The following is a 26,265-nucleotide window of genomic DNA, read 5'->3' as shown; positions in this document are numbered from 1 at the left end:
ACTTTCACCAATTAGCAATGAACGGCTTGCTAGGCACGCGGCACGGCTTCAGCTTCCTCGGCAGAAACCCGCTGCCTGTGGGATCTTCAGCTCGCGCTATTCGGGGCCACTGAAAAAGTCCCTAAATTGTTTAAGTCAACTCAAACACCTACTATATATAAAGATTTAATAAACTGGAATAACTATATATAGTGGGTGAGTGTTGTGCGATTTTCAAAATAAACACTTTTTCAGTGGCTTCGCGCTATTCCCCCAGGAGTCTCGCATTTTTCCGCAGCTGATGTTACTTTCTTTTTATATAGAGAGACTTTCATCAGTGGGGGTTTTCTTCATCCCAACTCATGCTTTTTCATTATTCTAAATCTTGAAGCGGGATCTAACGGATGATTGTTCACCGTGTTAAATCAAACCAGCACTTTTCTTTTTATCCTATATGTAAAACCCTGTAACGTATATACGTACGCTACAGGGTTTGTTTTATTGATTAATTTTCCACTAACACTTCTATTGCTTTTTCTAGTTGAAGGTCGTCGTCTCCGTTTCTTATTTTTTCCATAATGGATGATTGTAAAACCTCGGCTGTGTTTTGATCGATTTGGCCAGATACGTTTATTCCTTGATCTGCTTGGAAAGCCTCTACTGCTTGCTTAGTTGCTTCACTAAAATAGCCATCTGTCCTGCCTGGATCGTATCCAAGTCCACCCAACATTACCTGAACATTTTCAATTTTTTGATCGCTTTGATTATACTCTAAAGGGTCTTCTAATTGGACTGGATTTGTGTAATAATAATCTGGCATTTTCTGCTCAACCGTTGGCTTCACACCTTCCTCATGAATCCAATTTCCTTCTGGAGACAGCCATTTAAAGCGGGTTATTTTGATCGTACTGCCGTCTCCCATTGATACGGTTTGTTGTACCGTTCCTTTACCAAAAGAAGTGGTCCCCACCACATCATAATCCACTGCTTCATTCAATGAAATAGCTAAAATTTCAGAAGCAGATGCACTGCCTTCATTAATTAAGGTAACAACAGGGTAATCTTTGGGCTCCTCTAAATTAGAGAAATGTCGTGATTTTTCTCCATTCGGATCCTCAATTTGTATATATGGAATATCTTCAGGAACAAATTCTTTTAAGATATCTTCTACTGCAGGAAGTAAACCTCCTGGATTACCTCTTACATCTAATACCAAACCATCCATACCTTGACTCTCTAAATCGGAAAGGGCATCATGAAACTCTTCGGATGTTTTTTCGGAAAAAGATGTCAGTTCAATGATACCAATCAGCTTATTGCCCACTTCTTTTGTATCCACATAAACCGTTTCTAATGGAATAGAGTCTCTCGTTATTTCTACTTCTAACGTTTCTTCTACTCCGGGACGGTTAATTTCTAATACGACTTGAGATCCTTTCTCACCACGAATTTTATTAACAGCTTCGTAAAGATCTAAGCCTTCTATGCTCTCTCCATCAACGGAAAGAACTTGGTCATTTGGTTTTAAACCTGCTTTTTCAGCGGGAGAATCTTTAATGGGCGCAACAATCGTCACATTTCCATTTGTCATCGAGACTTCTGCCCCAATTCCTTCAAAAGAAGATTCAATTTGTTCATTAAACTGTTTCATCGTTTCTTGATCCATATACACACTATACGGATCTTCTAGTGATTCCAACATTCCTTGTATAGCGCCTTCAATTAATTGCTTGTCCTCTACATCTTCTACATAGTTTTCTTTAATGATACTAAAAGCGTCTGCTACCTTTGTCATTTGTTCTAGATTCTCTTCTTGATTATCTTTCTGCTCTTCCAGATCTAACAACAAATCTCTATCAGAGCTGGCAGTTCCACCATTCTCATAAGTTGTCGTTTGCATAAAAAATGTCAAACTAAAAAATGTCACCACTGATCCAATAACTAATGCTAGAAGCATTAACAATACAATATATCTTTTTTTAATAGCCATCCTTTCACCCCAAACTACATATTAAAAAACGTTCTATTATTATATATTATGAAGGTTTAAAAAAGACATCACAAGTTTTTTTGTGATGTCTTTATATTTTCTCACGATGAACAAGCGTCCGTAAGACACCCACTTCAATAATGAAAGTAGTATAAGCGAGGGATAACGGACGCTAGCACCCTGATAAGTTTCGCTAACCATCAGTGGGATGAAGAAAATTCCCACTGATGGAAGTCTCTCTTTATATATTAAGGTAAATAATTCATTGGATTAACACCACTTCGGTAGTTCCATTCTCCTTTATGAACTTCAAAATGCAGATGATCACCGAAAGAGTCTCCAGTGTTCCCCATACCGCCAATTTGTTGGCCTTGTGATACTTCTTGACCTAGCGATACTCCTAAGCTATTTAAATGCGCATATACAGTTGTAAGATTTTTATCCAGATGGTATATGTAGACAACATTTCCATAACTGCTGGAATAATTCGCTCTTGTTACAACACCTGATGCAGTAGCATGTATTGGCGTTCCTTTTCCATTAGCAATATCAATGCCATAATGAAATCCACCACCATTAAACGAACGGTAACCATACCCTGAAGACTGTCTTCCTTGTGCTGGCCAAATTAAGCTTCCGCTTCCACCGGCTGACAGAGAAGGGGAACTATCGGAATTCTGTTGTTCTCCAGAAAACTGTTCTATCTTTTGTTTTGCTTTTCTTTTAGCCTCTTGAATAACTGCCTCTTGGTTATTTAATGTTTCTTGTTGTTCTGCAAGAGACATTTTGTGTTCATGAAGTTCTTCTTCCTCATGTTCCAACTCCGCTAACAATTGTTGCTTATTCTTCAACTGCTGATTCAATGTTGCCTTAATTTGATTTATTTCCTGTTGTTGAGCTACTAACGTTGCTTTGGTATTCTCTAATTTCTGTTTATTTTCCTCTAACGCAAGCTGCTTATCTTCTAATTCTTGTTTATTTGCTTCTAGCTGTGTTTTATTTGCTTCTAATGCTTCTTTATCACTTTGCTGTTGTTCCATAATTGATTTGTCTTGGTCCATAATCTTGGTGACTGCAGTAGCGCGTGATATAAAATCACCAAAATTTTGAGCACCAAAAATGATTTCCAAGTAGTTTATGTTTCCGCCACTTTGTTGAATAGAGCGCAATCGTTTCTTTAGTAATTCTTCTCTCGCTTCAATTTTTTCCTCTAATGTTTCAATTTCATCTTGGAGGATAGTAATCTCTTCTTTTAAAGATTGAATGTCATTTTCTGTATCTGCAATTTCTCCTTCAATCGTAGCAATTTCGTTATTAGTTTCTGTAATTTCATTTTGTTTTGCAGTCAATTCTGCTTGCGTATCTTCTAGGTCACTGTCGATTTCATTAATTTCTTCATTTGTATGTGCTTGCTCTTCTTGCACTTCCTGGATTTTTTGCTCTGTTTCACTTACTTCACTGTTAATGCTATTACTTTTTTGATTTAATTCTTGTTGTTCCCTTTCCAACTCATCTAATTTGCTGTTTAATTCACCAATAGATTCTGCAAAAGCTGTATTAGATGCAAAAATGAGGGTTAAAATAAAAACTATAGAGAGTGCTGCTTTGTTCCGCCACATTGCCGTTTTCCCCTTTCCTGTCAATCTACTAAACTTTTAAAAATTTCCGTACACTCATTAAGCTTCCCCAGACACCGATCGAAACACCAATTCCAAGTATTAAACCTGAAACCTGCCAAGCAAATGGATGGAATGGTAAAATTTCCACAAAGCTAAATTCCTGAATCATAATGACATTTTGAGATAGATAGTAATATCCGGATAGGATAATAGAAATCGGGATAATACTGCCTAAAATCCCTAATAACATACCTTCAATAAAAAACGGCCAACGAATAAAACTATTGGTTGCACCAACCAATTTCATGATGCCAATTTCTTTTTTTCTAGCTAAAATGGTAATTTTAATGGTATTTGAAATAAGGAATATAGCTGTAAAGACTAATGCTAAAATCAGCGCTAACCCTATGTTTCTTGCATATTCATTAAAAGCAAACAAGTTATCTACATAATCTTGTCCATAATTCACTTCATAGACATGTTCCATTTCACTAATTTGTTGAGCTACTTGACCCGTTTCTTGAGGGTTAGCAGCTTTTACAATAAATGCATCATTAAGCGGATTGTCTTGCTCATAAAGACTCCAAGCTTGACCTTGTTCCCCTAAACTATCTATTAAATTATCCAGTTCTTCATCTTTTGTTTGAAATTCAACCGATGCAACTTGATTAATAGATTTTATATTTTCTTCTAGTTGATCTACGGCAGCCTGTTCCGTAGTTAATTCAATCAATGCTTTAATCTGTACATCTTCTTCTAACTCACCTGCTATATGGTTTAAGTTCAGCATAAGGACAAGAAAGATCCCGACAAGAATTAAGGTGGTTGTAACTGCACCTACTGATGCAATAGTCATCCAACTATTTCTCCACGTATTTTTCGCACCTTCTTTTAAATGCCTTTTTAACGTACTAAATTTCATAACCATACTCTCCTCGATGCTCGTCACGTACAATCATGCCATCCTCCATCGCAATGACACGTTTTCGAATGGAATTCACAATATCTTGGCTATGTGTTGCCATAATTACTGTCGTACCTGAAGCATTAATATCTTCCAATAGCTGCATAATTTCCCAAGAGGTCTCTGGGTCCAAGTTACCAGTAGGCTCGTCTGCAATTAAAAGACCTGGATGATTAATAATAGCTCTAGCGATCGCAACGCGCTGCTGTTCCCCGCCTGATAACTCATCAGGTATAAACCGCGCCTTATTTTTCAAGCCAACTTGATCCAGTACTTTCATCACTCTTTTTCGAATATTACGAGGACTTTCTTCTATAACTTCTAGAGCAAAAGCAATATTTTCATAAACAGTTAATTTCGGGAGAAGTCGAAAGTCTTGGTACACAACTCCTATGTTACGTCTAAAGTGAGGCACTTCTTTCCACTTTAATGTACTCACTTCCTGATTGTTTACAATAACCTGTCCGTTGTCTGGAGTTTCCTCACGGAACATGATTTTCGTAAACGTTGACTTTCCCGCACCACTTGGTCCGACTATGTAAACAAACTCCCCCTGCTCAATGGATACACTTACTCCATTCAGCGCCACAACACCATTCGGGTATTTCATATAAACATTTTGCATCTCTATCATAAAATAATCACCTTTTTATTCTATTATCGGCTAATATCAGTCAAATGTTGATAATTATTGATACACTATTTACATTATAACATCTATTTCGATAAATTTTAGCTAAAATTTTATTACAATTATATTTCATTATGAAAAATGGATGTTATATTGTCGAATACAAGGGATTTTAAATATAGTGGTAATTATTTCTTAAAACCTTCTCCTAAAACTTCGGTTGCATTCATGGCCACTACAAATGCATGAGGGTCTATTTGTTTAACAGCTTGCGTCATCTTACTAAATTCTCCTTGCCCTACCACACACATTAACACTTTGCGATCTTCTTCCGTATAACCACCAGATCCATGAAAAACAGTGACTCCTCGATCTATATCTTTTAACAATACCTGTCGAACTTGATCTGGTTGATCGGTAATTACCATCACATTTTTAGACGTATTTAACCCAACTTGAACAAAATCAATTGTTCTGCTTGTGATAAAAAGTCCGATTAACGCATATAAACCTTGTTCTACTGAAAAAACAATTGTTGCTGTCAGAACAATGAGCCCATCGATCATAGCTAGGCTTATGCCTAATGGCAAACCGGTAAACTTATGTAAGATTTGTGCCGCTAAATCCATTCCACCTGTCGAAGCTTTTCCTTTAAATACAATACCAAGTCCCAGTCCGACAATCATGCCGCCGAAGATAGCTCCTAGCAGGGGGTCTTCAGTAGCTGGTGCTACATTTCGAGTTAGAAATACATAAAAAGGCAGAACCACTGTGCCGACGAGTGTTTTCGCACCAAAATTTTTACCTAATATCAGCACACCCGCAATAAACAATGGAATATTAATCCCCCATTGTACAAGAGATGGTTCCCAATCAAATACAGATTTCGTAATCGTACTAATCCCGGCAACACCACCAGAGGCGATATTGTTCGGAAGCAAAAACACATTAAATGCTACTGCTACAAAAAATGCACCAATCAACACAAATAGATAATCCAACACCTGTTGTAACGAGTAAGGTACCGGATTTCGCTTATATTTCTTTATCATAAAACAATTCCTCCTGCGTCCTTCGACAAAATTTTGACATAATACCATAAAAAGAGCGAGCGTAAGGCTTTCCCCTTTTTGCTCGCTCCTAATTAGTTCATTAATGATCTTAAATAGGCATCAATAAATCGGTCGATTTCACCATCCATCACTGCTTGGGTATTACCTGTTTCATGATCCGTTCGATGATCTTTTACCATCGAATATGGATGGAATACATAAGAACGAATTTGGCTGCCCCAACCGATTTCTTTTTGCTCTCCTCGAATATCTGCCATCTCTTGCTGTTGTTTCTCTATTTCTAATTGATATAATTTAGCTTTCAACATTTTCATGGCTTGGTCTCGATTTTTAATTTGAGATCTCTCAGATTGACACGTTACCACTGTTTTTGTTGGAAGGTGTGTAATTCTTACCGCAGAGTCTGTTGTATTGACATGCTGTCCACCTGCACCACTTGAGCGATACGTATCAATCTTTAAATCTTCAGTTTTTACATCTACATCGATATCGTCATCAAGCTCTGGCATTACTTCACAAGAAACGAACGATGTATGACGACGGCCAGAGGAGTCGAAAGGTGAAATTCGTACTAAACGATGAACACCTTTTTCTGCTTTGAGATAACCATAAGCATTATGACCTTTAACTAAAAGTGTCACACTCTTTACACCCGCTTCATCGCCAGGCAGATAGTCTAATGTTTCCACTTTGAAATTCTTCGTCTCTGCCCATCTTGTATACATACGAAGCAGCATATCCGCCCAATCCTGGGATTCTGTACCACCAGCACCTGGATGAAGTTCTAAGATCGCATTATTCTTATCATAAGGTTCACTTAGTAATATAAACAATTCAAACTGATTGAGTGACTCTGCTAATGAAGTGACTTCTTGTTCCAAGTCTTCTCTTAAATCTTCATCATTTTCTTCTTTCACCAGTTCATACGAAACTTCCGCATTCTCTAGTGATTCCTCATTACGATCAAAAGCATGTACTAAATCTTTTAATCCATTCACTTCACTGATGACTTTTTGAGCGGCTTGTTGGTCATCCCAAAAGCTTGGATCTGTCATGACCTCTTCTAATTCCGCAATTCGAGCACGTTTTGTCTCTAAGTCAAAGAGACCCCCTAAAGTCCGCTAATCGTTTAGCCATTTTATCTAATTCTTGCTTTATTTCTACTAATTCCATCTTTCCACCTCATTCTTACAATCTAAATCCTTCTAAGGAGGGTTAATCAGCCCCTTAATTAGCGTCCATGGCAATGTTTATATTTTTTGCCACTGCCGCAAGGACATGGTTCGTTTCGGCCAACATTTTGTGATTTGACAAATGGTTTCTTCACTTTTTTCTTTGACTGATCACCACCAGAAACGGCTTGAGTATCTTTTACAACTTCTTCTCTTTGTAAGTTCTGACGGATTTGTGCCTTCATCACGTATCGCGCCACTTCTTCATTGATGGCTGCGATCATTTCTTCAAACATGGAATAGCCTTCCATTTGGTACTCTCTTAGTGGATCATTTTGTCCATAAGCACGAAGATGAATACCTTGACGCAGCTGATCCATTTGATCAATATGATCCATCCACTTTGTATCAACTGTACGTAACAGGATAACTTTTTCAAATTCACGCATTTGTTCTGGTGTTAATTCTTGCTCTTTTTGATCATACTTTTCTTTTACTTTAGCTAAAATGAGGTCGACAACTTCCTCTTTTTCTTTTCCTTTTAATTCGTCCTCTGTAATCCATTCTTGTTCTAATAGGTTCGCATGCAGATATTCAGTTAATCCAGATAAGTTCCAGTTTTCCGGAATGTCATCCGTCATGTACGTATCCACAGCATTCTCAACAGATGTTTGAATCATTTGCTCTATAATTTCACGAATATTATCTGAACCAATGACATCGAACCGTTGTTTATAAATAACTTCACGTTGCTGACGTAAGACATCATCATAAGATAAAATGGTTTTACGTGCATCAAAGTTGTTTCCTTCCACCCTTTTTTGGGCAGACTCGACTGCTCTCGAAACCATCTTACTTTCAATTGGCTGGGTGTCATCCATGCCTAAACGCTCCATCATAGATCTCATGTTGTCTGATCCAAAGCGTCGCATTAACTCATCTTCCATAGATAAATAAAATTGTGTCACACCAGGATCTCCTTGACGACCTGAACGACCACGTAACTGGTTATCAATTCGTCTGGATTCATGACGTTCTGTCCCAATGACTGCCAAACCACCTAATTCCTTGACACCATCACCTAATTTAATATCTGTACCACGGCCAGCCATGTTTGTTGCAATGGTAACAGCACCTTTTTGACCGGCATTTTCAATAATTTCCGCTTCTCGATAATGGTTTTTCGCATTTAAAACATTATGCTTAACACCCGCACGTGATAATAGTTTTGAGATAAGCTCAGATGTTTCAACCGCTACCGTACCAACTAATACAGGTTGTCCTTTTTGATAACGTTCTTTAATCTCTTCCACAACCGCTTTAAACTTACCTTCTGTTGATTTATAAATTAAATCAGCCTTATCTTCACGAATGATTGGTTTATTGGTTGGAATCGCCACAACATCCATCGCATAAATATTGCGAAATTCCTCTTCTTCCGTTTTCGCTGTACCAGTCATCCCAGCAAGTTTTTCATACATACGGAAGTAGTTTTGGAAAGTAATAGATGCAAGGGTCATACTTTCATTTTGAATTTGCAGCCCCTCTTTTGCTTCTATTGCTTGATGAAGACCATCACTGTAGCGGCGTCCCTTCATCAGACGTCCCGTAAATTGATCTACAATAACAACTTGGTCTTCTTCCACCACATAGTCAGTATCTCGATGCATCGATACATGTGCTTTTAACGCTTGATTAATATGGTGGGTTAAGGTCACATTGTTTAAATCAAATAGGTTTTCAATGTTAAAAAAGCGCTCTGCTTTATTCATCCCTTCTTCGGTTAATTGTACTCCTTTTGATTTTTCATCGTACGTATAATCTACTTCATTCTTTAGTGTTCGAACAAACTGATTCGCTTGTTGATAAAGCGCAGCAGATTTTTGCGCTGTCCCAGAAATAATAAGGGGGGTTCTCGCCTCATCAATGAGGATAGAATCCACCTCATCAATAATCGCAAAATGTAATGGGCGCTGCACCATTTGTTCTTTATACAGCACCATGTTGTCACGTAAGTAATCAAAGCCAAACTCATTGTTCGTACCATATGTGATATCTGCTAAATAAGCTTCTCGTTTTTCATCTTTGGACATACCATTTTGATTTAACCCTACAGTTAAACCAAGGAACTCGTATAGCTCGCCCATTTCTCTGGCATCACGGTCCGCCAAATAATCGTTAACCGTAATAATGTGAACACCTTTACCCGTTAACGCATTTAAGTAAGCGGGCATCGTGGAAGCTAGGGTTTTCCCTTCCCCTGTTTTCATCTCTGCTATATTTCCGCGATGCATCGCCACTGCACCTATTAACTGTACAGGATATGGGCGCAATCCTAGCACTCTTTTAGCCCCTTCACGAACAACGGCATATGCCTCTACTAATAAATCATCTAACGATTCACCGTTTTGATATCTTTCTTTTAATTCATTCGTTTTATCTTGTAAACCTTGATCTGATAATTTTTCATAGGATGGTTCTTGTTCCTCAATTTCATCCGTTATTTTCTGTAACGTCTTTAATTGACGTTGATTTCCATCACCAATTATTTTTTTCAATAATCCACGCATTCTAGACGCACCTCTTTTGCTTTAACTAAACCTTCATATAATTATTTCATTCCTATATTATAGTCCAGTATTAATGATAACACTAGCTAGATGCGAATTACAAGACACGTCCTATAAGATAACAGGGATATAGAACGGTTAGGACAAAAGTAATGTGCATTTCTTCGATAAATAGAGGAAGAAAGAAGCAGACCGCTGTTTCTGGACTGCTTCTATGCTTGGGAGAAGGTGAGGAGAGGTGAAATTAGGATAACCTTCTCCGCGGGAGCTACTATATGTATATCATATGTTTGCGATTGGAAAAAATATGCATTTGTTGATTTCCAGAGATTTGTAACATACAATTTTGTGCAAATGACCAGAGGAAAATACCAAAACTTGATGGTACCAAGCATAGAAAAAATGAATTTGTATCTTTTTGTTAAAATGCATTTACACACTTCGACAAGATTGGAATGATGCAAAGGCGTGGAAAAACTCAATCGGTGAAATTTAATCAAGCTTCCACGGGTGTATTTCTGCAGGAGTCTACTGATGGCTATAGAACCGTTCTATTAGCAGTGTTAAAACATATACGCTAACCCATACTGTCATTAGAATCCCTATATCTGCAGTTTTTAACCATATATATGAATCATACTGCCATTAGAACTCCTCTATCTGCAGTTTTAAGCCATATATACGAATCATACTGCCATTAGAACTCCTCTATCTGCAGTTTTAAGCCGCAATCCCGACCCACACTTCGATTAGACACCCTCTAGAATCAGATCAAAACAGTGAACAAAGATTCCCACTAAAAAAGACTGCTGAGAAAAACTTTTCTCAACAGCCTTGAAAAGATGGCGCCCATCTTTTGGTTAAGTATTTTTAGCTTGGTTCGATTAGTCCATATCTGCCGTCACGGCGTCTATATACAACATTAGTTGTACCAGTATCTGAATTTTCGAATACGAAGAATGCATGCCCTAGCATATCCATTTGTAAAACAGCTTCTTCTGAATCCATTGGCTTTAAGTCGAACCGTTTTGTTCTTACAATTTCTATTTCGTCATCATCATATTCTTCTTGTTCTTTTAATAAAACCGCTTCCCTTTCCATCTCAGCAAATACGTGTTTGGGTGCACCACCCTGCTGACGGAATTTTCGATTCACTTTCGTTTTATGCTTTCTAATTTGCCTTTCTAGCTTGTCAACAACTAAATCAATGGCAGCGTATAGATCAAGGTGCTGTTCTTCAGCTCGTAATAACAAATTCGTCATCGGAATGGTAACCTCAATTTGCTGCTCATCATTATAGACACTTATATTTACATTCACATCGGAAGTGGGCGGTGTATCAAAATATCTCTCGAGCTTCCCAATTTTTCTCTCGACATATTCCTTAATCGCATTGGTCACTTCCACATTCTCTCCACGGATGTTATATTTCATACAAAAGTGTCCTCCTTTCAAACTATAAAGCTAAAAAGCTATATATCTATAATACCACAGTTATGCACCAATAAACGTAAAATTGTAAATAAATTCGGAAAATTTTTAACAAAAATTTAACCATAGATTCATAACCCGAAAAATGTCGAAAAAATAAGCCTAGCATTCCCGCCGCTAAGCTTATTTCTTAGAATCTAAAAACATCGCATCATAATTAGCCAGGTTTTTATATGGATTCAAATACTGCTGATTAGATTTATGCTGCTTTTTGGTCTCACGCATGTCCTTTTTTATTTTTTGAAAAATGATAGATAATTTATGTTGTAAGTGCTTATCTAACATTATCGCCTGTGCGCCTAACTCCTTTTCTGCCTCCGAATAAGGGGGCTGCACCTGCTTCATCACCGCCTGGCGTTCTTCCATTAAATCCATCACCTGTTCAATGATCGTATCTCTTTCATCCCCTTTTATAGGCTCTTCGACAAGTTGAATCATTTTTTTTGTAAGATCAATATATTCCTCGACATTTCTCATTAAGCACGTACACCCTGTCCATGCTGGCGAGCACGTTCTTGTTTTAATACTTCCTTCCATGTATTCCGAAAATCTAGCATAATATCTTCTACTTCTTGTAGTTTACTAGTATCGTTATGAATATTAGCTTGTGTTAACGTATAATAAGCAAAATCATATAAAGGCATAATCTCCTTAGCAATCTCAGCCTCTGGGTTTAATGTCACCATTAACTCCCGAATAATATCTTGTGTTCTTTGAATAGCATTATTTTTCTTTTGATGCTCTTCGTTTTCTATTGCTTTTTTGGCTTGTTTAATAAATTTTAAACTTCCATTATATAGCATTAAAGTCAATTCCCCTGGCGATGCGGTGTTCACTGAATTGTTCTGATATGCTTGATACTGCTGATAAGCCATTTTCAAACGCTCCCTCTTCGCTTCTTACTAAATCTGTTCATGGGTAATAAAACCCATCAACTCAGCCATGGACGCATAAACATCCAATAACTTTTTAGGTGGTATTTCTTTAATCACTTCTTCCGATTCTGAATCAATGATCGTCACATAATATTTATCCAATTTATCATGAAACTCATAACGAATATTGGTATTGGTTTCTTTTAAAAATTGATTGAGACCATCAACCATTCCCGCTGCTTCTTCTTTCGAAATATCTATGTGGTGCTTTTCTTCCCTCTTCGATTCCTGATCCCTTTGCTCTCTGTTTACGGATTGAGAATCAAATCCTTCTCTTCTTGTTGTACTGATAGGTTCACTAGCTAATCTACTAGTTTCCATGAGGTGACCTCATTCCCTTCCATGTACTTTAGTTTTTATTAATCACGGTGAATAATCGTCCATAAGACCCCCACTTCAAGAGTTAGAATAATGAAGGCAGTGGAAGTGAGGGATGATGAAAACCTCCACTGATGGAGTCTTTCTTTATATCGACTAAAAGAATCCAGTTTAAAGCTTTTGGGATATGATTAACCTTTTATATCAATATTACCGCCTTTATGAGGCTGTGCACTAGCTTCTAGCATTTTTACCATGTCACTAGACTGTTGCTCTGCTTGATTTAATGCTTTATCCATAAGAGATACACTAGCTTGTTGCTTTACTTGTGATTGACTCATAATGACAGACATTGCTGCAACATCCATGTGAACCCTCCTTTCTTATTATCCCATCATGCCCATGCCACCGCCAAATTGCTGTTGCATATAAGCAGCCTGTTGGTTGGCTTCTTGCATGGCTTTTTCCATTCTAGTAAATTGACTATAATAGCGATCTTCTATTTGCGTTAATCTGTCTTGAAAACTTCTAATTTGTTCTTGTACATCATTCAAATTTCGACCAATGGTAAATTGTTGATTAGTAGATGTAGTACGACCAGCCCGGTCATAAATACGATCCATCGTCCCATTTACCGTGTCATACAACCGGTGCACTACACCTTGCTGACCATATTCATCGCTCGACCCTCTAAATAAACTTTCTACAGCGCTAGGATCATCCTCAATCGCTGCCTTTAGTTTGGCTTCATCAATTTCCAGCTTTCCACCGTCCATATAATTACTTGTTGTTGTGATGCCAATGGAAGCTAGCTGGTTATAATCACTTGTCGTCCCTTCATTGTTTACAGGACTATAAAAATCGGTACGCATACTATTTAAGCCGCTCTGTAAAATCGAATCACGTCTTAATAGACCGCTTTTGGCTCTTTCTTCCCAGTCTTCTTGTTGCGTCTCTGTTAATGATTCGCGTTGGTCATCAGTAAGCGGGCCATAATCACGATAATACTCCTCATTCACTTTTCCATTGACCGCATCAATTAAAGTATTATAGTTTTCAACGAACTCTTTTATGTTTTCGAAAACCGCTCCAGAGTCGTTAGAGACATTAATGGATACCGGCCCCTCTGCCTCCGTAAATGTTTGTTTCAAATTGAAGGTGACACCATCGATTTCAAAATTATTGGAATGCCTCTCTGTGTCTTGGATGCCGTTTATCGAGAATACTGCATTATCGCCACCCTCTTCTGTACCGCTGCCGAATTTTAACATATTATTGATGAAGGTGCCGTTTCTCATAATTTCATTGCCAGCTTCATTAAAATTACCGGTTTCTGTTCTACTAATCGTCATTCTGTCTGTAAAGGAGTCGTACATCATTGATACACCTATATCTGCTTTGTTTACTTTATTAACGACTTGGTTTAATGATTCATCTCCTGTTACAAGAAAATTTTGATGGGTTTCGCCTTCATCAGTATGAGCTCCAACAGAGAAGGAAGAATAATTTTGCTGGTAGTTTACCGAAAGATTCGTTCCTTCAGAAAGTTCATTATCAAACGTTAGCCTTCCCGTATTCGTATTAATCGTACCTATCGTTCCCCCATCAGCATCTTCCAGGTTAAATTCGTTTTCTTCCCCAGTAGCACTTCCGATACTATAAGTCGTACCATCAATATCTAATTGAAAGTTGGCATTATTAACAATAGAACCTCCAGCTAATTGGTAACCGCTAATATCGGATTCTAACGTTTTTGACTCTGAATGCGCATCTTTTACGTATTCAACAGAAACTTGACTACCTTCTTGTATTACTCCATCTGCAAAAGTTAATTCTCCTGCACTTGAGACATACACTTCATCTTCTGCTAACGTTGCGGTTTCATCTGTCACAACTTTATAGCCTTGTCCATTGACTTGAACATTCATCGCAGCCCTATCTATGACGTCTTCTCCAAGTTCAATAACTTGTCCATCACTCTCTGCTGTAATCGTTTGTTTGTCAATAGCACCTTGTTTCCAAGTCTCTGTCGACTGATTATCAAATTTCCCAAATTGAGGGTATAAGCTTTTCGACTCATCGATTTCCTCTCCATCTGCCGTAATCGGACCAGCGTTTTTTAAAGTGGCAGATGAAGCTAATTGTTTTACTTCTGATATTTTAAAAGATGTTTCATTTGCTGCACTACTAGCCGTTGCTGTTACTTTCGATTCATCAGTAGAAGAAACTTCTCTTGATCGATAGCTGGTTGTGAGTTTCATTTGGGTAAGCTGGGATCTGAAATCTAGCAACAGTGTATTCATCTCACGGTAGTCGTCACGCTTCCATTGCAGTTCTTGCTTTTCCTTCTCCATTTTTTGTAGAGGCATACTTTCTGCCTTCATCAAATCACGGACCATTGAATCAATATCCATGCCACTTGCAAAACCATTAATTCTCAAGTCAATCACGTCCTCTTTATAAACATTCTTATTTCTATTATCGGTTTCTTTTATTTAAACTTTAGAAAATACCACAAAAAAACTGCCTTCTTTTAAGAAGGCAGTTTTACAAAAGTACACTCATACAGCAACTGGAATATGCGAGACTCCTGTGGGAAAGCGAGTATATTCCAATTGCGTGTACAGGAGCTGTCTTTTAGGTGCTTCTTTTACATTTCTTTATGCTGCTGCAGTTGATTCCATAAACGTTGTAATTCTTGTTCTTTCGGTTTATTTAATGACTGATTGGTGTATCGTATATGTTCATACCACCGCTTTAAATCTTGCAATTGCTCCTTTAAAGTAGATTGATCAATGACTTCTCGTGCTGTCATAGAGGGTTTCCACTTTTCTTGTTTTTTCAAATGACGAGCAATTGTTTTATATAGATAACGCACTTTCGCTTGATCCGAGAGTTCCTCAAATTTTGGCTTACGGCGAAACTTGTTGACTGCCTGCTTCATTCGTTCTTGGCTGCGCTCCTTCCAATCTTGCCAGTTAAACAAGCTCTCTTTTTCATCTAAATAATCTTCTGATTTGGTATGAGTACCTTGACCAGTCCCCGCCATTTTCATCCAACGAAGAAATAGTGCCCACGCTTTTTGAATGAAATGACGCCCTTTTTTAAATAAAATAGCAAATAACAAAAGAACCGCAACGATGATTAACAGAAACGCAATCACATAAAACACCTTTTCCATAAAAGCCGCCAATGCCGATGGTTCCTTCACCTCTTGTCCTGGTAAATTAGGAGCGAAATTGGCATTAGAAGGCTGCTCATTTATTGGTGCCTCTCCATCACCTGAACCAATCAACCCAATGATCGTTTGCAAAAAAGAACGTGTACCGTTATAAAGAGCAGATTGTACGACTTGAAAATGAGTAATGGCGAAACTGATAACTAGTGTAATCACCACAAAAACAAAATTGACCCGCTTCATCTCTCGGCTGATGCCTTTATTTTTTTGCTTAGTGAGCGACTCCTTTTGAAGATGCTGCTGGTTTGTCATAAAAAACATAGCAACTAAGAATACAAATCCAATGAGACTTAAATCTTCCCGATAAGGAGCTAGCGAGTCTATATTCACATAAACAATATAGCCGACTATATACATCGGTACACTCACAGACCAAAGGATTCGATTGGGCAGTACCTCTTCCGCTTCACTTTCTGTGTATTGTAAAGATCGATAGGTAACTGTAATCCCAAACACGACAAACAAAATCCCTGAAATTACCGAATCACTAATGAAGGATCCAACTGTGAGAACGATTGGCAGCAGAATCAAAAACACATGCCAACGTTTCTGATTAGCTAAAAACAATCTCATTAACACGCCAACAGCAAATAGAGCAACTAATGAAATGATCCACCCATATGCAAGCGCCCCACCATGCAATAAAATCGAAACACAAAAAAGCACAGGGAAAAAGGCTAAAAACTCCATGACACCATGCCCTAAAATCTGACCGTATTGTTTTACGTTAGCTGACATTTTCTTCACCGCCTTTTAACTTGGATGGATCAACAAGCGGTACGGTTTCCACCGCATTCCCCAACCGTTCCAACTGTTCGATTTGCTTCTCTACTTTTTCTGTTATAATTGGAGTAAAAATAATTACATCTGTTTTAGTCATGCCACGATCAATGTCTTCTTGTAAAAAGGCGCGAAAGTTACGACTGCGATCCATTTTCACTTTGGCAATCGCATCTAAGATATGAGTTACTTGCTGATTGCCATTGGACGGCTCTACTCGTACAGATGATTTTATCTTTTCTGTTTTATTCGTAAATGGCTCGACATAATAGCCGTTACACCCAAATCCAGTTGCCAATCCTTGTGAAACCGTATAATGCGCTAATGAAGCTGAATATGATAAACCTTCTTCGATTACTTCTGGATCATCAATAGGCAGTCTAATGTCTTCATTCCAATCAAAGTTTACATAAATCATTAAATGGTGATCTGCAGTGAAGTCTTTTTTATTGATTTGCAAATCTCCTGTTCTCGCTGTTGCTTTCCAATTAATCGCATTTAATGGATCACCGTTCTGGTATTCTTTCACCCCTGCATATAAAAACGGGTCCTCTATAATCCAGCGCTTTACCGTAATATCACCAAGCCAACTATGTGAGGGCAATGGAATGTCATCAAGGGAAACGAGCTCCGGATAAACGGTGATGGCCGTACTAGCATCAAATGAATCAAACACTTCTCCAAAGCCAACCGCATCCCCTGTCGTAACAGAAACAGTCCTTAACGGATAATGGCCTCGTTTTAGTGCAACTAATTGGTGTCTTCTCGTAATTTTTTGGTATGGCAATAAACTAAACAGTGTACGATGAAATACCTCATCCTCTTCACGTTTTTCGTCTTTTTCCGACTGAACAACTAAGTGGGCACTCATCTTGGACTCTAATCGAATCCACGGAACGGGCAGCCACTTTTGATTTTTAATTTCATCCACCATTTCTAACGTTTCCCCAGCATAAACCGTATCTTTGGTAAAGGCACGATGATACGTAATCCCTTTTAATCCAAACTTGCTGTAGATCATCCCTTGAATAAAAACGATGATCAAAAGTACGACAATCAACCACGCGATGTTCATCCTTTAACCAAATCCTTTTCCAATTCGGTCGGCACTGGAACATCTGCTAGAATTTCTTCAATTACCGCTTCAGCATCCCCTTGCTTCACACCGATTTTCTGAGCTAATACAATACGATGCCCTAAAACAGGAAGCGCCATTTGCTTAATATCATCTGGAATCACATACGTGCGTCCTTGCAATAACGCAAAAACTTGTACTGCTTTTAATAATGCTTGGCTCCCTCGAGGGCTGACACCAAGCGCAATATTTGTATGATTTCTCGTTTTTTCAATCACATCCATTAAATAAGATAAAACATCCTCATGTACCGATACTTGGCTGTAAATGTTTTGCATTGTCGTAATATCTTCTGTACTAACCACAGACTCCAATTGATCTAAAGGGTTAGCTTGCTTAAATCGAGTCAAAATATCTAACCCTTCTTCTTTGGAAGGATACCCCATATGTATTTTAAGCAGGAATCGATCTAGTTGCGCTTCTGGCAGAGGAAAGGTCCCTTGACTTTCAATCGGATTTTGCGTCGCTATAACTAAAAAAGGCTGCGCAAGTTTATGAGTTTCCCCATCAATAGTTACTTGTCTTTCCTCCATACTTTCCAACAAACTGGACTGAGTTCGCGGTGTCGCACGGTTAATTTCATCTGCTAATAAAATATTGGTAAAAATCGGACCAGGTCGAAACTCAAACTCTCCTTCATGTTGGCGATAAAAGTGTGTACCCGTTATGTCCGATGGGAGTAAATCTGGGGTAAACTGGATTCGTTTAAACTTTCCTTGTAATGATTTCGCTAATGACTTGGCAATCATGGTTTTTCCCGTTCCTGGTACATCCTCAAGCAGCACATGCCCCGATGAAATCATCGCTACTAATAATAAATCAATCGTTTCTCTTTGCCCTACTACCACTTTTTGTACATTATCCCTAACCTTTGCCGTGATCGATTGGATTTCTGTTAATTCCATTCCGTCCATTCCCTTCTTCTAATCTTGGTTACGCTTACATAACTAATTTAGTTATAACATGTTCCATTACAATAGGCAAAAATTTACGTTTTTTACAGATTACGATATTTATTTTTCAGAATTGTGGAACATTAAATTTACAGAGATTTTTTTATTGTTATTTCTAGTTTTATTGCCCTAATTTTGGTACTCTAAATATAGATAACAACGCATCAGAAGCTCATGATGATACGTAATAACTTTCGATAGACAGGAGTTTTGGAATCATGAAAAGGGTAGTTATAATCGGCGGTGGATATGGAGGAATGAATACGCTGCATCAACTTTTAGAACATAACATTCCTTCTGATGTTCAAATTACAGTAATCGATCGAAATCCATACCACTCTTTAAAAACAGAGTTTTATGCTATTGCAGCAGGAACAAAGTCCGATAAAGAAGTTCGGATTGGTTTCCCTGTACATGAACAAGTGTCATACATATTTGGAGAAATTGTAGCGATCGACATTGAGCAGGAACAAATTCGTTTAAAAGATAACGAAGTACCAGTGGAATATGATTATTTATTAATTGGACTTGGCTGTGAGGACAACTACCATGGCATTCAAGGTGCGATGGAATATACCGAAAGCGTTCAATCGATTGAAAAAGCACGCCAAGCAAGTATTAAAATTAATAATTTACCTGCTTATAATCAAGTTACTGTTGTCGGAGCAGGCTTGAGCGGTATTGAAGTTGCTTCAGAAGTGCGAGAAAGCCGACCAGACTTAAATATTCGTTTAATTGACCGTGGCGCTTCGGTATTATCAGCCTTTGATGAAAAAGTACAAAATTATGTAGAAGACTGGTTCCGCGAGCATGATGTGAATGTCGTGCATCATTCTAATGTGGAGTTAGTCGCTGAAGGGCTATTTTACAATAATGGAGAAGGGATCGAAAGTGACGTGATCGTCTGGACTGCCGGTGTTCGACCGCATTATCTGGTTCGCTCCCTGCCATTTGAAAAAGATCGTCAAGATAAAATTGTAGTGAATGAATTTTACCAAGTCCCGACACACCCACATGTTTATGTGGTAGGAGATTGCGCATCTTCTGAACATTCTCCAAGTGCTCAGCTAGCTGGTCAGCAAGGGGAACAAATTGGAGAGATACTAGCTGATGTGTTAAATGGCAATGAACCGAAAAAAACGAAAGAAATTAAATTAAAAGGACAGCTCGGTTCTCTCGGTAAATCGGATGGCTTTGGAAACATGTTCCGCAGACCAGTGACAGGACTATTACCGCGATTAGCCAAATCAGGGGTACTATGGTTGAATAAGAGACATTAATTTTAATAGTGGGATAGTGAAAACACTAAGCGATGGGTCGCTTAGTGTTTTTTTATGGAACATTATTGAGATATAAAATACTTTTATCGTTGATGATTGCTTATGCGACGATACTGGAAAGGTACTCGCTTTCCGCGGGCAACGCTTCAGCTTCCTCGGAAGCAAAGAACGCTTCCTGCGGGATCTTCAGCTGTTGCTTTTCCCGCTGGAGTCTCGCACCTTTCCGTAGCTGTTTCATTACCTTCACCTATAAAGTGAAACTCAATCAGTGGAGGTTTTACGGACAGTTATTCACCGTGATAAAAAGCCCTCTACTCTTTTGGTAGAGGGCGATTGTTTTCAGCTTTATCAGGGACTTCAGGAGTCTTTGATTCTAATGGTTTGTTGGATTCCGGTTCATCTTCTTGTTCCCTTGAACTTTTTCTGGATTCCGATTTATCTTGTTCTTCCTCAGATTCATTTTCCTCTTTTTGTTCACTCTTAGTATGTTGTTTATTACTTTCTTGCTTTTGACTTTTGGGCTTTCTTTTCTCCGGTTTACCTGAAGAAACATTAGAAGATTGACTTTTCTCCTCGTTAGAATTATTCGCTTTGTTATTTTGATTTGACTTTTTGTCGTCCGATTTTGGGTCTTTATCTACTTTCGGATTATTCTGTGGTTGGTTTCCTTTTTCAGAACTTTTTTGTTCTTGACCTGCTTGATTATTTTCTTTAGAGTGTCGATTTTGTTGCTCTGGTTGATGATTCGGTTTCCCTTTATCTTCGGCATTCTGATTCAATGAATTGTTACCTTGCGATTGGGAAGGGAGATCCTCTGGCTTTCCAGTATTAGAATTACCTTGATTGGACTTATCTTGATTTTGTTGTCCTTGTTTGTTTTGATTCTCTCCACTTTTATCAGCATTCTTCTTTTCTTGACCAGCTGCTTTTGACTCTTCTGCTTTTTCAGCTTGTTTTTCCTTCACCATTTCACGCAATTCTTGCATCGATTTCCCTTTCGCTTCCTCCACATCAATCGAATGATCATCTTGACTCACTTCTTGATAAAGTCGATACGCATTAACCGACAGTTCAGATTGCTTGGCCTCGTCATAATATGCTTTATTTTCCTGATACACCTCTACCTCACTATTTACCTGGTGACTCTCTAAAGATTGTTGAAGAACTTCTTCAACATGTAAGGCACTTTCCACTTCTTGCTCTGATTCCGTCAACTTTACAAGTGTCGTTGTAATTTCTGCTAATTCATTTTCTCTTACATACCCATTTTCTTTTAGTTTATCGATCAAGTCATCGATTGCTTGATCTAAAGGCTTATTCGACACATCCATTTCTTCCACCAAAGCTTCACCGTCAGTATTTAATCCATGAAGTTCAATCACTTGAAAGTCTTCATCTAGTTCAGCTTCTATACTGGGGTTAATGTCTAGGGCAAGTAAATAAGTCGATTGTGGTGCTTTTGAGGAAAATAATCCAAAAAACGTGATCAAGCAAATGGCGATAACGGATGCAACTGGAAAAATCATTTTCCAATTCCATTGTATAATCGGCGCCTTCTGCTTCGGAGCATAAATACGCTCTCCAATAATGGGCATTTCATTTTCAGCTCGTACGATATTACGAAATGTCCCGTCATCACACATCACGACTATTTTCTCTTCTTGCACCTCTATAACAACACCATTTGTTTTATTTTCCATGATCGCCCACACTCCCCACTTTTCCGCTGACAAAAGACTGTAAGTTCGGCCAGTCTGGATGCACCAATATTATAATAATCGTAATTAGGTATTTACGATGCTTCTCCACCGTTTTCAATCGATAACCCGAGATTTCGGCAAAATCCTTCATCGGAAATTTCTTGCGATAAAACAATTGCTCCACAAGCTCTCTTTCCGTGATAAACTCCTTTGCCATTTGTAACACTTTTTTACGTGTTCGCTTATGTTTCGGACTGTAAGATTCTAATTCTTCAAATTTAATATAAAAGGAAGACAACTCTTGATTTAAGGCCAAAATCTCTTCTGCCATTTGACTTTGACGCACTTCTTCCTGAAATTGATCGATCGATTTTTTATCATATGTTGTATCCACTGCTTTTTCCTTGTTTGTCACATACTTTTTATAACGATTTTCTTTACGAAAATAATCGACTAACTCACGATGTATCAAAAGGTAAGCATAATTCAAGAAAGTTCTGCCCTGGCTTTCTTCAAAAGTGTCTAACGCTTTATTAAAAGCAATCAGCCCAATACTTGCCTCATCATCGTTCCATGTCTTATATTCACGACAAACTTTTCCAACCACACTCAAAATGTACGGCTGGTAATATTGAATCATATAATTCCGTTCTCTCTCGTCACCTTGTTTTATTTTGGCGATCGAGTCTGACAATTGCTCCTCGTTCATAAAGCCCTCTCCCTCATCCATACTTCATCACTTCAAATTGCTAAAATATAGAAAGCTTTATCCTGCGATGAATGTCATCTATCGTCCGGATAAAGCTTTTCTATATCTAATGTAAGTGATAAGCGAAGAAGGGTAAATATCTTTTTGCTATTTTTGTCGAAAAAGATGTATTTTTGATACTTATTTACTAGTTTCCACGACCTTGACCATTGCCTCTTCCAGGATTTTCAGGCTTTTGTGGTTTATCACTAACTTGAGGTCCAGATTCATCTTCTTCCTCTTCTTCTGACTCATTTTCTTCTTCTGATTCTTCTGATTCATCTTCCTCTGCTTCTTGTCGTTTCTCTGCAGCTTTCTCACGCTTCTCTGCAGCTTTCTCACGCTTTTCTTCTGCTTTCTCACGTTTCTCTTCTGCCTTTTCTAAGGCTTTTTCTGCTTTTTCTAACGCTTGCTCTGCTTTGTCTTCCGCTTTACGCAGTTTTTCCTCTGCTTTCTCTTCTGCTTTTTCATACTTTTCTTCCGCTTTACGTTGCTTCTCTTCCGCTTTATCCTCTGATTCATCCTGTAGCTCAACTGATTCTACATCTTCTTCTGTGCCTTCTGTTGCTTCTTCTTGACTATCTTCTGTCGATTCTTCCTCTTCTACTTCTTCCTCAACATCTTCTTCAGACTGTTTTGCTTTTGCTCTTAAGCGATTCTCTTCCGCACGCTTTTGATTTTCTATTGCATTTGCAATACCTGCTTTCGCTGGTTCTGGTAAATCTTTACGCTCTAATAATGCTTCCAATTTTGCGATACGGTTCTTCAGGTTCTCGGACACTTTATCTTCTACTTCTTCAGCTGTTTCTTCATCGCTATCTTCCTCTGTTCCTTCTTCCTCTTCTGTCCCATCTTCATTGTTGTCTTCTTCTGTCTCTTCTTCCTCAATTGCTTCCTCATTGTCCTCAGAATCTCCTAGCTCCACTTGTTCCGCATCTTCGGATTCTTCGTTAGACTCTTCACTATCTGATTCTTCGCTTTCCGTACCTTCAGCAGCTTCTTCCTGCTCTTCTTGTTCTTCTCTCGCTTCCGCAAGCTTCTTCTCTATTTCCTCTACACTTTCATTATATTCTTCTAATAATGCTTCTGCTCCTTCTATATCCCCTTCATCTAATAACGCTTCTACTTCTATTAAACGATCTTCAGAAAACTCGTCTAATAGTAAAGCTTGCTGCAACTGATCCTCTGTTAAATTCAACTCAGTCATTTCTACAATACGAGACGTGTCATACAACTCACTATCTGGCGTAATCGTTGTATCCTCTTCATGTTCATCCGCATACACGGTGTGCCCTACTAACAATGCACTAATGGCAGAAATCGTTATAAATTTTTTCATGTATCTTCACCTCTCCTAAAATATTGTTATATTTTCATTAAATGTTTGAATAGATTCTTGATTTTCTTCCACTAAATTCTCCGGTGTCATAAAAATAATAATCACATTCTTGTCAGACCCCTCATGAAAATAAATATCCCCATAAATATTTTCTTTTCGATTGGTCTGAACCTGCATATAATGTTCTTCCTCGTTCACCACTTCTACCTGACTAGAAAAAGAAGCAACCACTTTCTCCTTCCAATTAGACGTCGAAACAGTGGAAACAATCGCATTTGTTTTATTATGAGTAAAAATTACATTTTGCTCATAATCAACCGTCGCATCGGAATCAAACTCCCAACCATCCATCGCACCAATCTGATAGATTTCATGTTCATATAAAGGAGTTTCCTCCTGCTCCTGTTGATCCGCTTGCTCTGCATCAGCACCTTCATCCTGACTGCATGCAAACAAAAAGAGAAGCAATCCAAATAAAATAACCTTTTTCAAACGTTCACCTCCAAAGCATAGGAATGCAATTTTCTATGTATAACATCCTTTTCACTTATCTATACGTAAAGGAATTTAAATTTAGGGGGGGAGACAGAAAAATTTTCAAATATAAAAATCCAGGCTTAAACCGCCTGGCAATTTTGGATTAGTATATTTAAATTCCTTGCTAGAGCTCCTTCTTCCAACTTTCTAATTTATCCATTTCTACCTTCGTAACGCGTTCAATCATATCCAATGATAAACCTTCACGCATCATCTGTTTCGCTATTTGCTCTTGTGTTTTTTGTGTTCCTTCTTTTTTACCTTGTTTGATGCCCTGTTCTATGCCTTGTTCTTTACCTTGTTTAATTCCTTGTTTAACCCCTTCTTTTCGCCCTTCTTTAAGACCTTTCTCACGTCCTTCTTTTAAGCCTTTATCTCGCCATGAATTTGGCAATTGATTAATGAACTCTAGCTCCTCTGGTTTAAATTCATGCATTTCCTTCATCAACTGAACCTCCTCTTGTTCACTTAAAGGTAAATAAGTCTCAAAAAAACCATTAACTAAATACATTTTAGCAGGGTCCACTTGCATGGTAACTAACATTCGCAGAAACTCTTTTTTTACTTGAATTCTCTCAGATTCATTATATCTCATTTTACTTAATAGAGCCGCTGCTACTGGATTCTGAGATTTCAAATATTTTCGCCAGTTTTGTTTTTTTAATTCAAATGTCAAAAAGGAAAGGACATGAAAAAAAGGAAAAGACATGGAGAATTGATTAGGTTCTTCTCTGATTTGATCATACGTAAATAAAGCTATGGGCAATATTGGTTTTCTATATTTATTATACAATAGACTGAAATAATGATACATGCGTTGATGGAAATTTTGTTGAGGGTAACTTTGAGGTTCAACATGAATAATGATCAGCGTATCTCTACCTTTTAGCTTCACTTCCATTACGATATCAGCTTTTCGGCTCTCCCCTTTCATCACATCGGTAAACACTTCATCCGACAATGGCTTCACTTGTGAAAAATCCATGTACCGATGTACCTGCGGGAAAAATAATTCGATAAACTCTAAAGAAAACTCGGCGATTGCCGAGCCCTAAGGCGACAGCAGAGCCGTAGTTACACTGATACTTCGCACCTTAAAATTTTTACTACGTCGAGTAACTTCTTGCTAAAATTTTATACTTTCCTAGTGTATGAAATAATGTATTTAAACACAAAAAGCCCCACTGACTATGCCACGATTGAAATACTTAACCAAGTTTACTCAATCACCCACCCAGCAAGGAGGACATAGTCAATGAGACTACTTAATGGTAAACAAGGATTAAGAAGAAGTCAATTTGCAAAAGAAATTCGCGGTATCGATTTAGAAAAAGTTTTAATTGTTCCAATCAATGTTTCTAAAGTTCTACAAAAGGCAATGATTTTAAATTATTATGGTGAACCTATAGAAACTTCTTTCTCTTTCATGGTTAGTAAAACTGGTATGAAAGTTCTAACGGATAAAATCGAAAGGGCTAAAAAGAGTCTTCAAACAGACAAAGTATTCATCGGAATTGAAGCAACAGGTCATCACTATGAAGACATTGTTCGTATCCTAATGGGGAAGGGATTTTCTGTTCATATCATTATGTAACCGTCAAGTTAAATTGAACACTTTTTGCTCATTAATTTTGAACAGTTTTTTCTTTGAATATCGTACTTCTATTCTTTAATCGAAGGCTGTCTCCTGATAATTGAATGATTTCAGCACGGTGGATTATCCGATCTAATATTGCTGCTGTAATTGCCGGATCTCCTAATAGCTCTCCCCAATCACTGGGTCCCTTGTTAGACGTTAATATAACGGATGATT

Annotated in this window: 24 protein-coding genes; 2 read left to right on the top strand and 22 right to left on the bottom strand. The window is 38.0% G+C overall.

All coding sequences use genetic code 11. The annotated features are described in order from the left end of the window. Positions 1-484: 484 nt before the first annotated feature. From GHD00_RS19285 to GHD00_RS19210, 16 genes are all read right to left on the bottom strand, one after another. On the bottom strand, positions 485-1,969 hold the full coding sequence (locus GHD00_RS19285) for a S41 family peptidase (RefSeq protein ID WP_163539840.1): 1,485 nt from the start codon (positions 1,967-1,969) through the stop codon (positions 485-487). A 248-nt stretch (positions 1,970-2,217) separates the two neighbouring features. Next, positions 2,218-3,588, bottom strand: a complete 1,371-nt coding sequence (locus tag GHD00_RS19280) for a murein hydrolase activator EnvC family protein (RefSeq protein WP_163539839.1) — start codon at positions 3,586-3,588, stop codon at positions 2,218-2,220. Between the two features lie 28 nt (positions 3,589-3,616). After that, positions 3,617-4,510 (bottom strand): permease-like cell division protein FtsX, encoded by an 894-nt coding sequence (gene ftsX / locus GHD00_RS19275; RefSeq protein WP_163539838.1) that lies wholly within the window; start codon positions 4,508-4,510, stop codon positions 3,617-3,619. Continuing rightward, a complete protein-coding gene (gene ftsE / locus GHD00_RS19270) occupies positions 4,500-5,186 on the bottom strand; it encodes a cell division ATP-binding protein FtsE (RefSeq protein ID WP_163539837.1) in 687 nt (228 codons plus the stop codon). The genes ftsX and ftsE overlap by 11 nt, the downstream gene beginning before the upstream one ends. A gap of 185 nt (positions 5,187-5,371) precedes the next feature. Next, positions 5,372-6,235, bottom strand: a complete 864-nt coding sequence (locus GHD00_RS19265; RefSeq protein WP_163539836.1) for a YitT family protein — start codon at positions 6,233-6,235, stop codon at positions 5,372-5,374. A gap of 92 nt (positions 6,236-6,327) precedes the next feature. Next, positions 6,328-7,429 (bottom strand): peptide chain release factor 2 gene (gene prfB / locus GHD00_RS19260; protein WP_163539835.1). Its coding sequence is split into 2 segments (ribosomal slippage): positions 6,328-7,356 and positions 7,358-7,429, totalling 1,101 coding nucleotides; the frame shifts between segments, so codons are not numbered across the junction. A 58-nt stretch (positions 7,430-7,487) separates the two neighbouring features. Further along, the gene (secA, locus tag GHD00_RS19255) at positions 7,488-9,998 is read right to left on the bottom strand and encodes a preprotein translocase subunit SecA (RefSeq protein ID WP_163539834.1); all 2,511 of its coding nucleotides are present in this window, start codon (positions 9,996-9,998) and stop codon (positions 7,488-7,490) included. Between the two features lie 870 nt (positions 9,999-10,868). Continuing rightward, a complete protein-coding gene (gene hpf / locus GHD00_RS19250; RefSeq protein WP_163539833.1) occupies positions 10,869-11,432 on the bottom strand; it encodes a ribosome hibernation-promoting factor, HPF/YfiA family in 564 nt (187 codons plus the stop codon). 180 nt (positions 11,433-11,612) lie between these two features. Next, positions 11,613-11,966, bottom strand: a complete 354-nt coding sequence (gene fliT / locus GHD00_RS19245) for a flagellar protein FliT (protein ID WP_163539832.1) — start codon at positions 11,964-11,966, stop codon at positions 11,613-11,615. After that, positions 11,966-12,364 (bottom strand): flagellar export chaperone FliS, encoded by a 399-nt coding sequence (gene fliS / locus GHD00_RS19240; protein WP_163539831.1) that lies wholly within the window; start codon positions 12,362-12,364, stop codon positions 11,966-11,968. The genes fliT and fliS overlap by 1 nt, the downstream gene beginning before the upstream one ends. A 27-nt stretch (positions 12,365-12,391) precedes the next feature. Next, entirely contained in the window at positions 12,392-12,745 is a 354-nt protein-coding gene (gene flaG / locus GHD00_RS19235; protein ID WP_163539830.1) for a flagellar protein FlaG, read from the bottom strand. A gap of 188 nt (positions 12,746-12,933) precedes the next feature. Then, a complete protein-coding gene (locus GHD00_RS19230; protein WP_163539829.1) occupies positions 12,934-13,110 on the bottom strand; it encodes a YjfB family protein in 177 nt (58 codons plus the stop codon). A gap of 18 nt (positions 13,111-13,128) precedes the next feature. Then, complete coding sequence (gene fliD, locus GHD00_RS19225) at positions 13,129-15,192, bottom strand: flagellar filament capping protein FliD (RefSeq protein ID WP_240468761.1); 2,064 nt, start codon at positions 15,190-15,192, stop codon at positions 13,129-13,131. 200 nt (positions 15,193-15,392) lie between these two features. After that, positions 15,393-16,718 carry a hypothetical protein gene (locus GHD00_RS19220; RefSeq protein ID WP_163539828.1) on the bottom strand — a complete coding sequence of 442 codons (1,326 nt, stop codon included), beginning with the start codon at positions 16,716-16,718 and terminating at the stop codon, positions 15,393-15,395. Beyond that, complete coding sequence (locus GHD00_RS19215) at positions 16,708-17,835, bottom strand: DUF58 domain-containing protein (RefSeq protein ID WP_163539827.1); 1,128 nt, start codon at positions 17,833-17,835, stop codon at positions 16,708-16,710. Before GHD00_RS19215 ends, GHD00_RS19220 begins: the two co-directional genes overlap by 11 nt. After that, a complete protein-coding gene (locus GHD00_RS19210; RefSeq protein ID WP_163539826.1) occupies positions 17,832-18,800 on the bottom strand; it encodes an AAA family ATPase in 969 nt (322 codons plus the stop codon). The genes GHD00_RS19215 and GHD00_RS19210 overlap by 4 nt, the downstream gene beginning before the upstream one ends. A gap of 266 nt (positions 18,801-19,066) precedes the next feature. On the opposite strand from GHD00_RS19210, the gene GHD00_RS19205 reads away from it, so the two are divergent. After that, the gene (locus GHD00_RS19205; RefSeq protein WP_163539825.1) at positions 19,067-20,128 is read left to right on the top strand and encodes an NAD(P)/FAD-dependent oxidoreductase; all 1,062 of its coding nucleotides are present in this window, start codon (positions 19,067-19,069) and stop codon (positions 20,126-20,128) included. A gap of 311 nt (positions 20,129-20,439) precedes the next feature. Here the strand turns inward: GHD00_RS19205 and GHD00_RS19195 are convergent, their stop codons facing one another. The 5 genes from GHD00_RS19195 to GHD00_RS19175 form a co-directional block, all read right to left on the bottom strand. Continuing rightward, positions 20,440-21,828 (bottom strand): anti-sigma-I factor RsgI family protein, encoded by a 1,389-nt coding sequence (locus tag GHD00_RS19195; RefSeq protein ID WP_163539823.1) that lies wholly within the window; start codon positions 21,826-21,828, stop codon positions 20,440-20,442. Continuing rightward, positions 21,818-22,537, bottom strand: coding sequence for a sigma factor (locus GHD00_RS19190; RefSeq protein WP_163539822.1), 720 nt, complete (start codon positions 22,535-22,537; stop codon positions 21,818-21,820). The genes GHD00_RS19195 and GHD00_RS19190 overlap by 11 nt, the downstream gene beginning before the upstream one ends. A 187-nt stretch (positions 22,538-22,724) precedes the next feature. Continuing rightward, the gene (locus GHD00_RS19185) at positions 22,725-23,915 is read right to left on the bottom strand and encodes a DUF5667 domain-containing protein (RefSeq protein WP_163539821.1); all 1,191 of its coding nucleotides are present in this window, start codon (positions 23,913-23,915) and stop codon (positions 22,725-22,727) included. A 15-nt stretch (positions 23,916-23,930) separates the two neighbouring features. Further along, positions 23,931-24,407, bottom strand: a complete 477-nt coding sequence (locus GHD00_RS19180; protein WP_163539820.1) for a hypothetical protein — start codon at positions 24,405-24,407, stop codon at positions 23,931-23,933. 169 nt (positions 24,408-24,576) lie between these two features. Continuing rightward, complete coding sequence (locus tag GHD00_RS19175) at positions 24,577-25,437, bottom strand: RpnC/YadD family protein (protein ID WP_240468760.1); 861 nt, start codon at positions 25,435-25,437, stop codon at positions 24,577-24,579. 270 nt (positions 25,438-25,707) lie between these two features. Here GHD00_RS19175 and GHD00_RS19170 point away from each other — a divergent pair, with 270 nt between their 5' ends. Beyond that, positions 25,708-26,046: a hypothetical protein gene (locus GHD00_RS19170; protein ID WP_205600795.1), complete on the top strand. Its 339-nt coding sequence runs from the start codon at positions 25,708-25,710 to the stop codon at positions 26,044-26,046. 31 nt (positions 26,047-26,077) lie between these two features. On the opposite strand, the gene GHD00_RS19165 is transcribed toward GHD00_RS19170, so the two are convergent. Beyond that, a partial coding sequence (locus tag GHD00_RS19165) for an ATP-binding protein (RefSeq protein ID WP_163539689.1) occupies positions 26,078-26,265 on the bottom strand: 188 nt, incomplete at its 5' end.

Origin of the sequence: Gracilibacillus sp. YIM 98692, assembly GCF_010993965.1 — a bacterium.
In the GTDB taxonomy this organism is placed as follows: Bacteria; Bacillota; Bacilli; order Bacillales; family Amphibacillaceae; genus Gracilibacillus.
The sequence above is the reverse complement of the archived record's forward strand: the minus strand, read 5'-3'. Positions and strand labels throughout refer to the sequence as shown.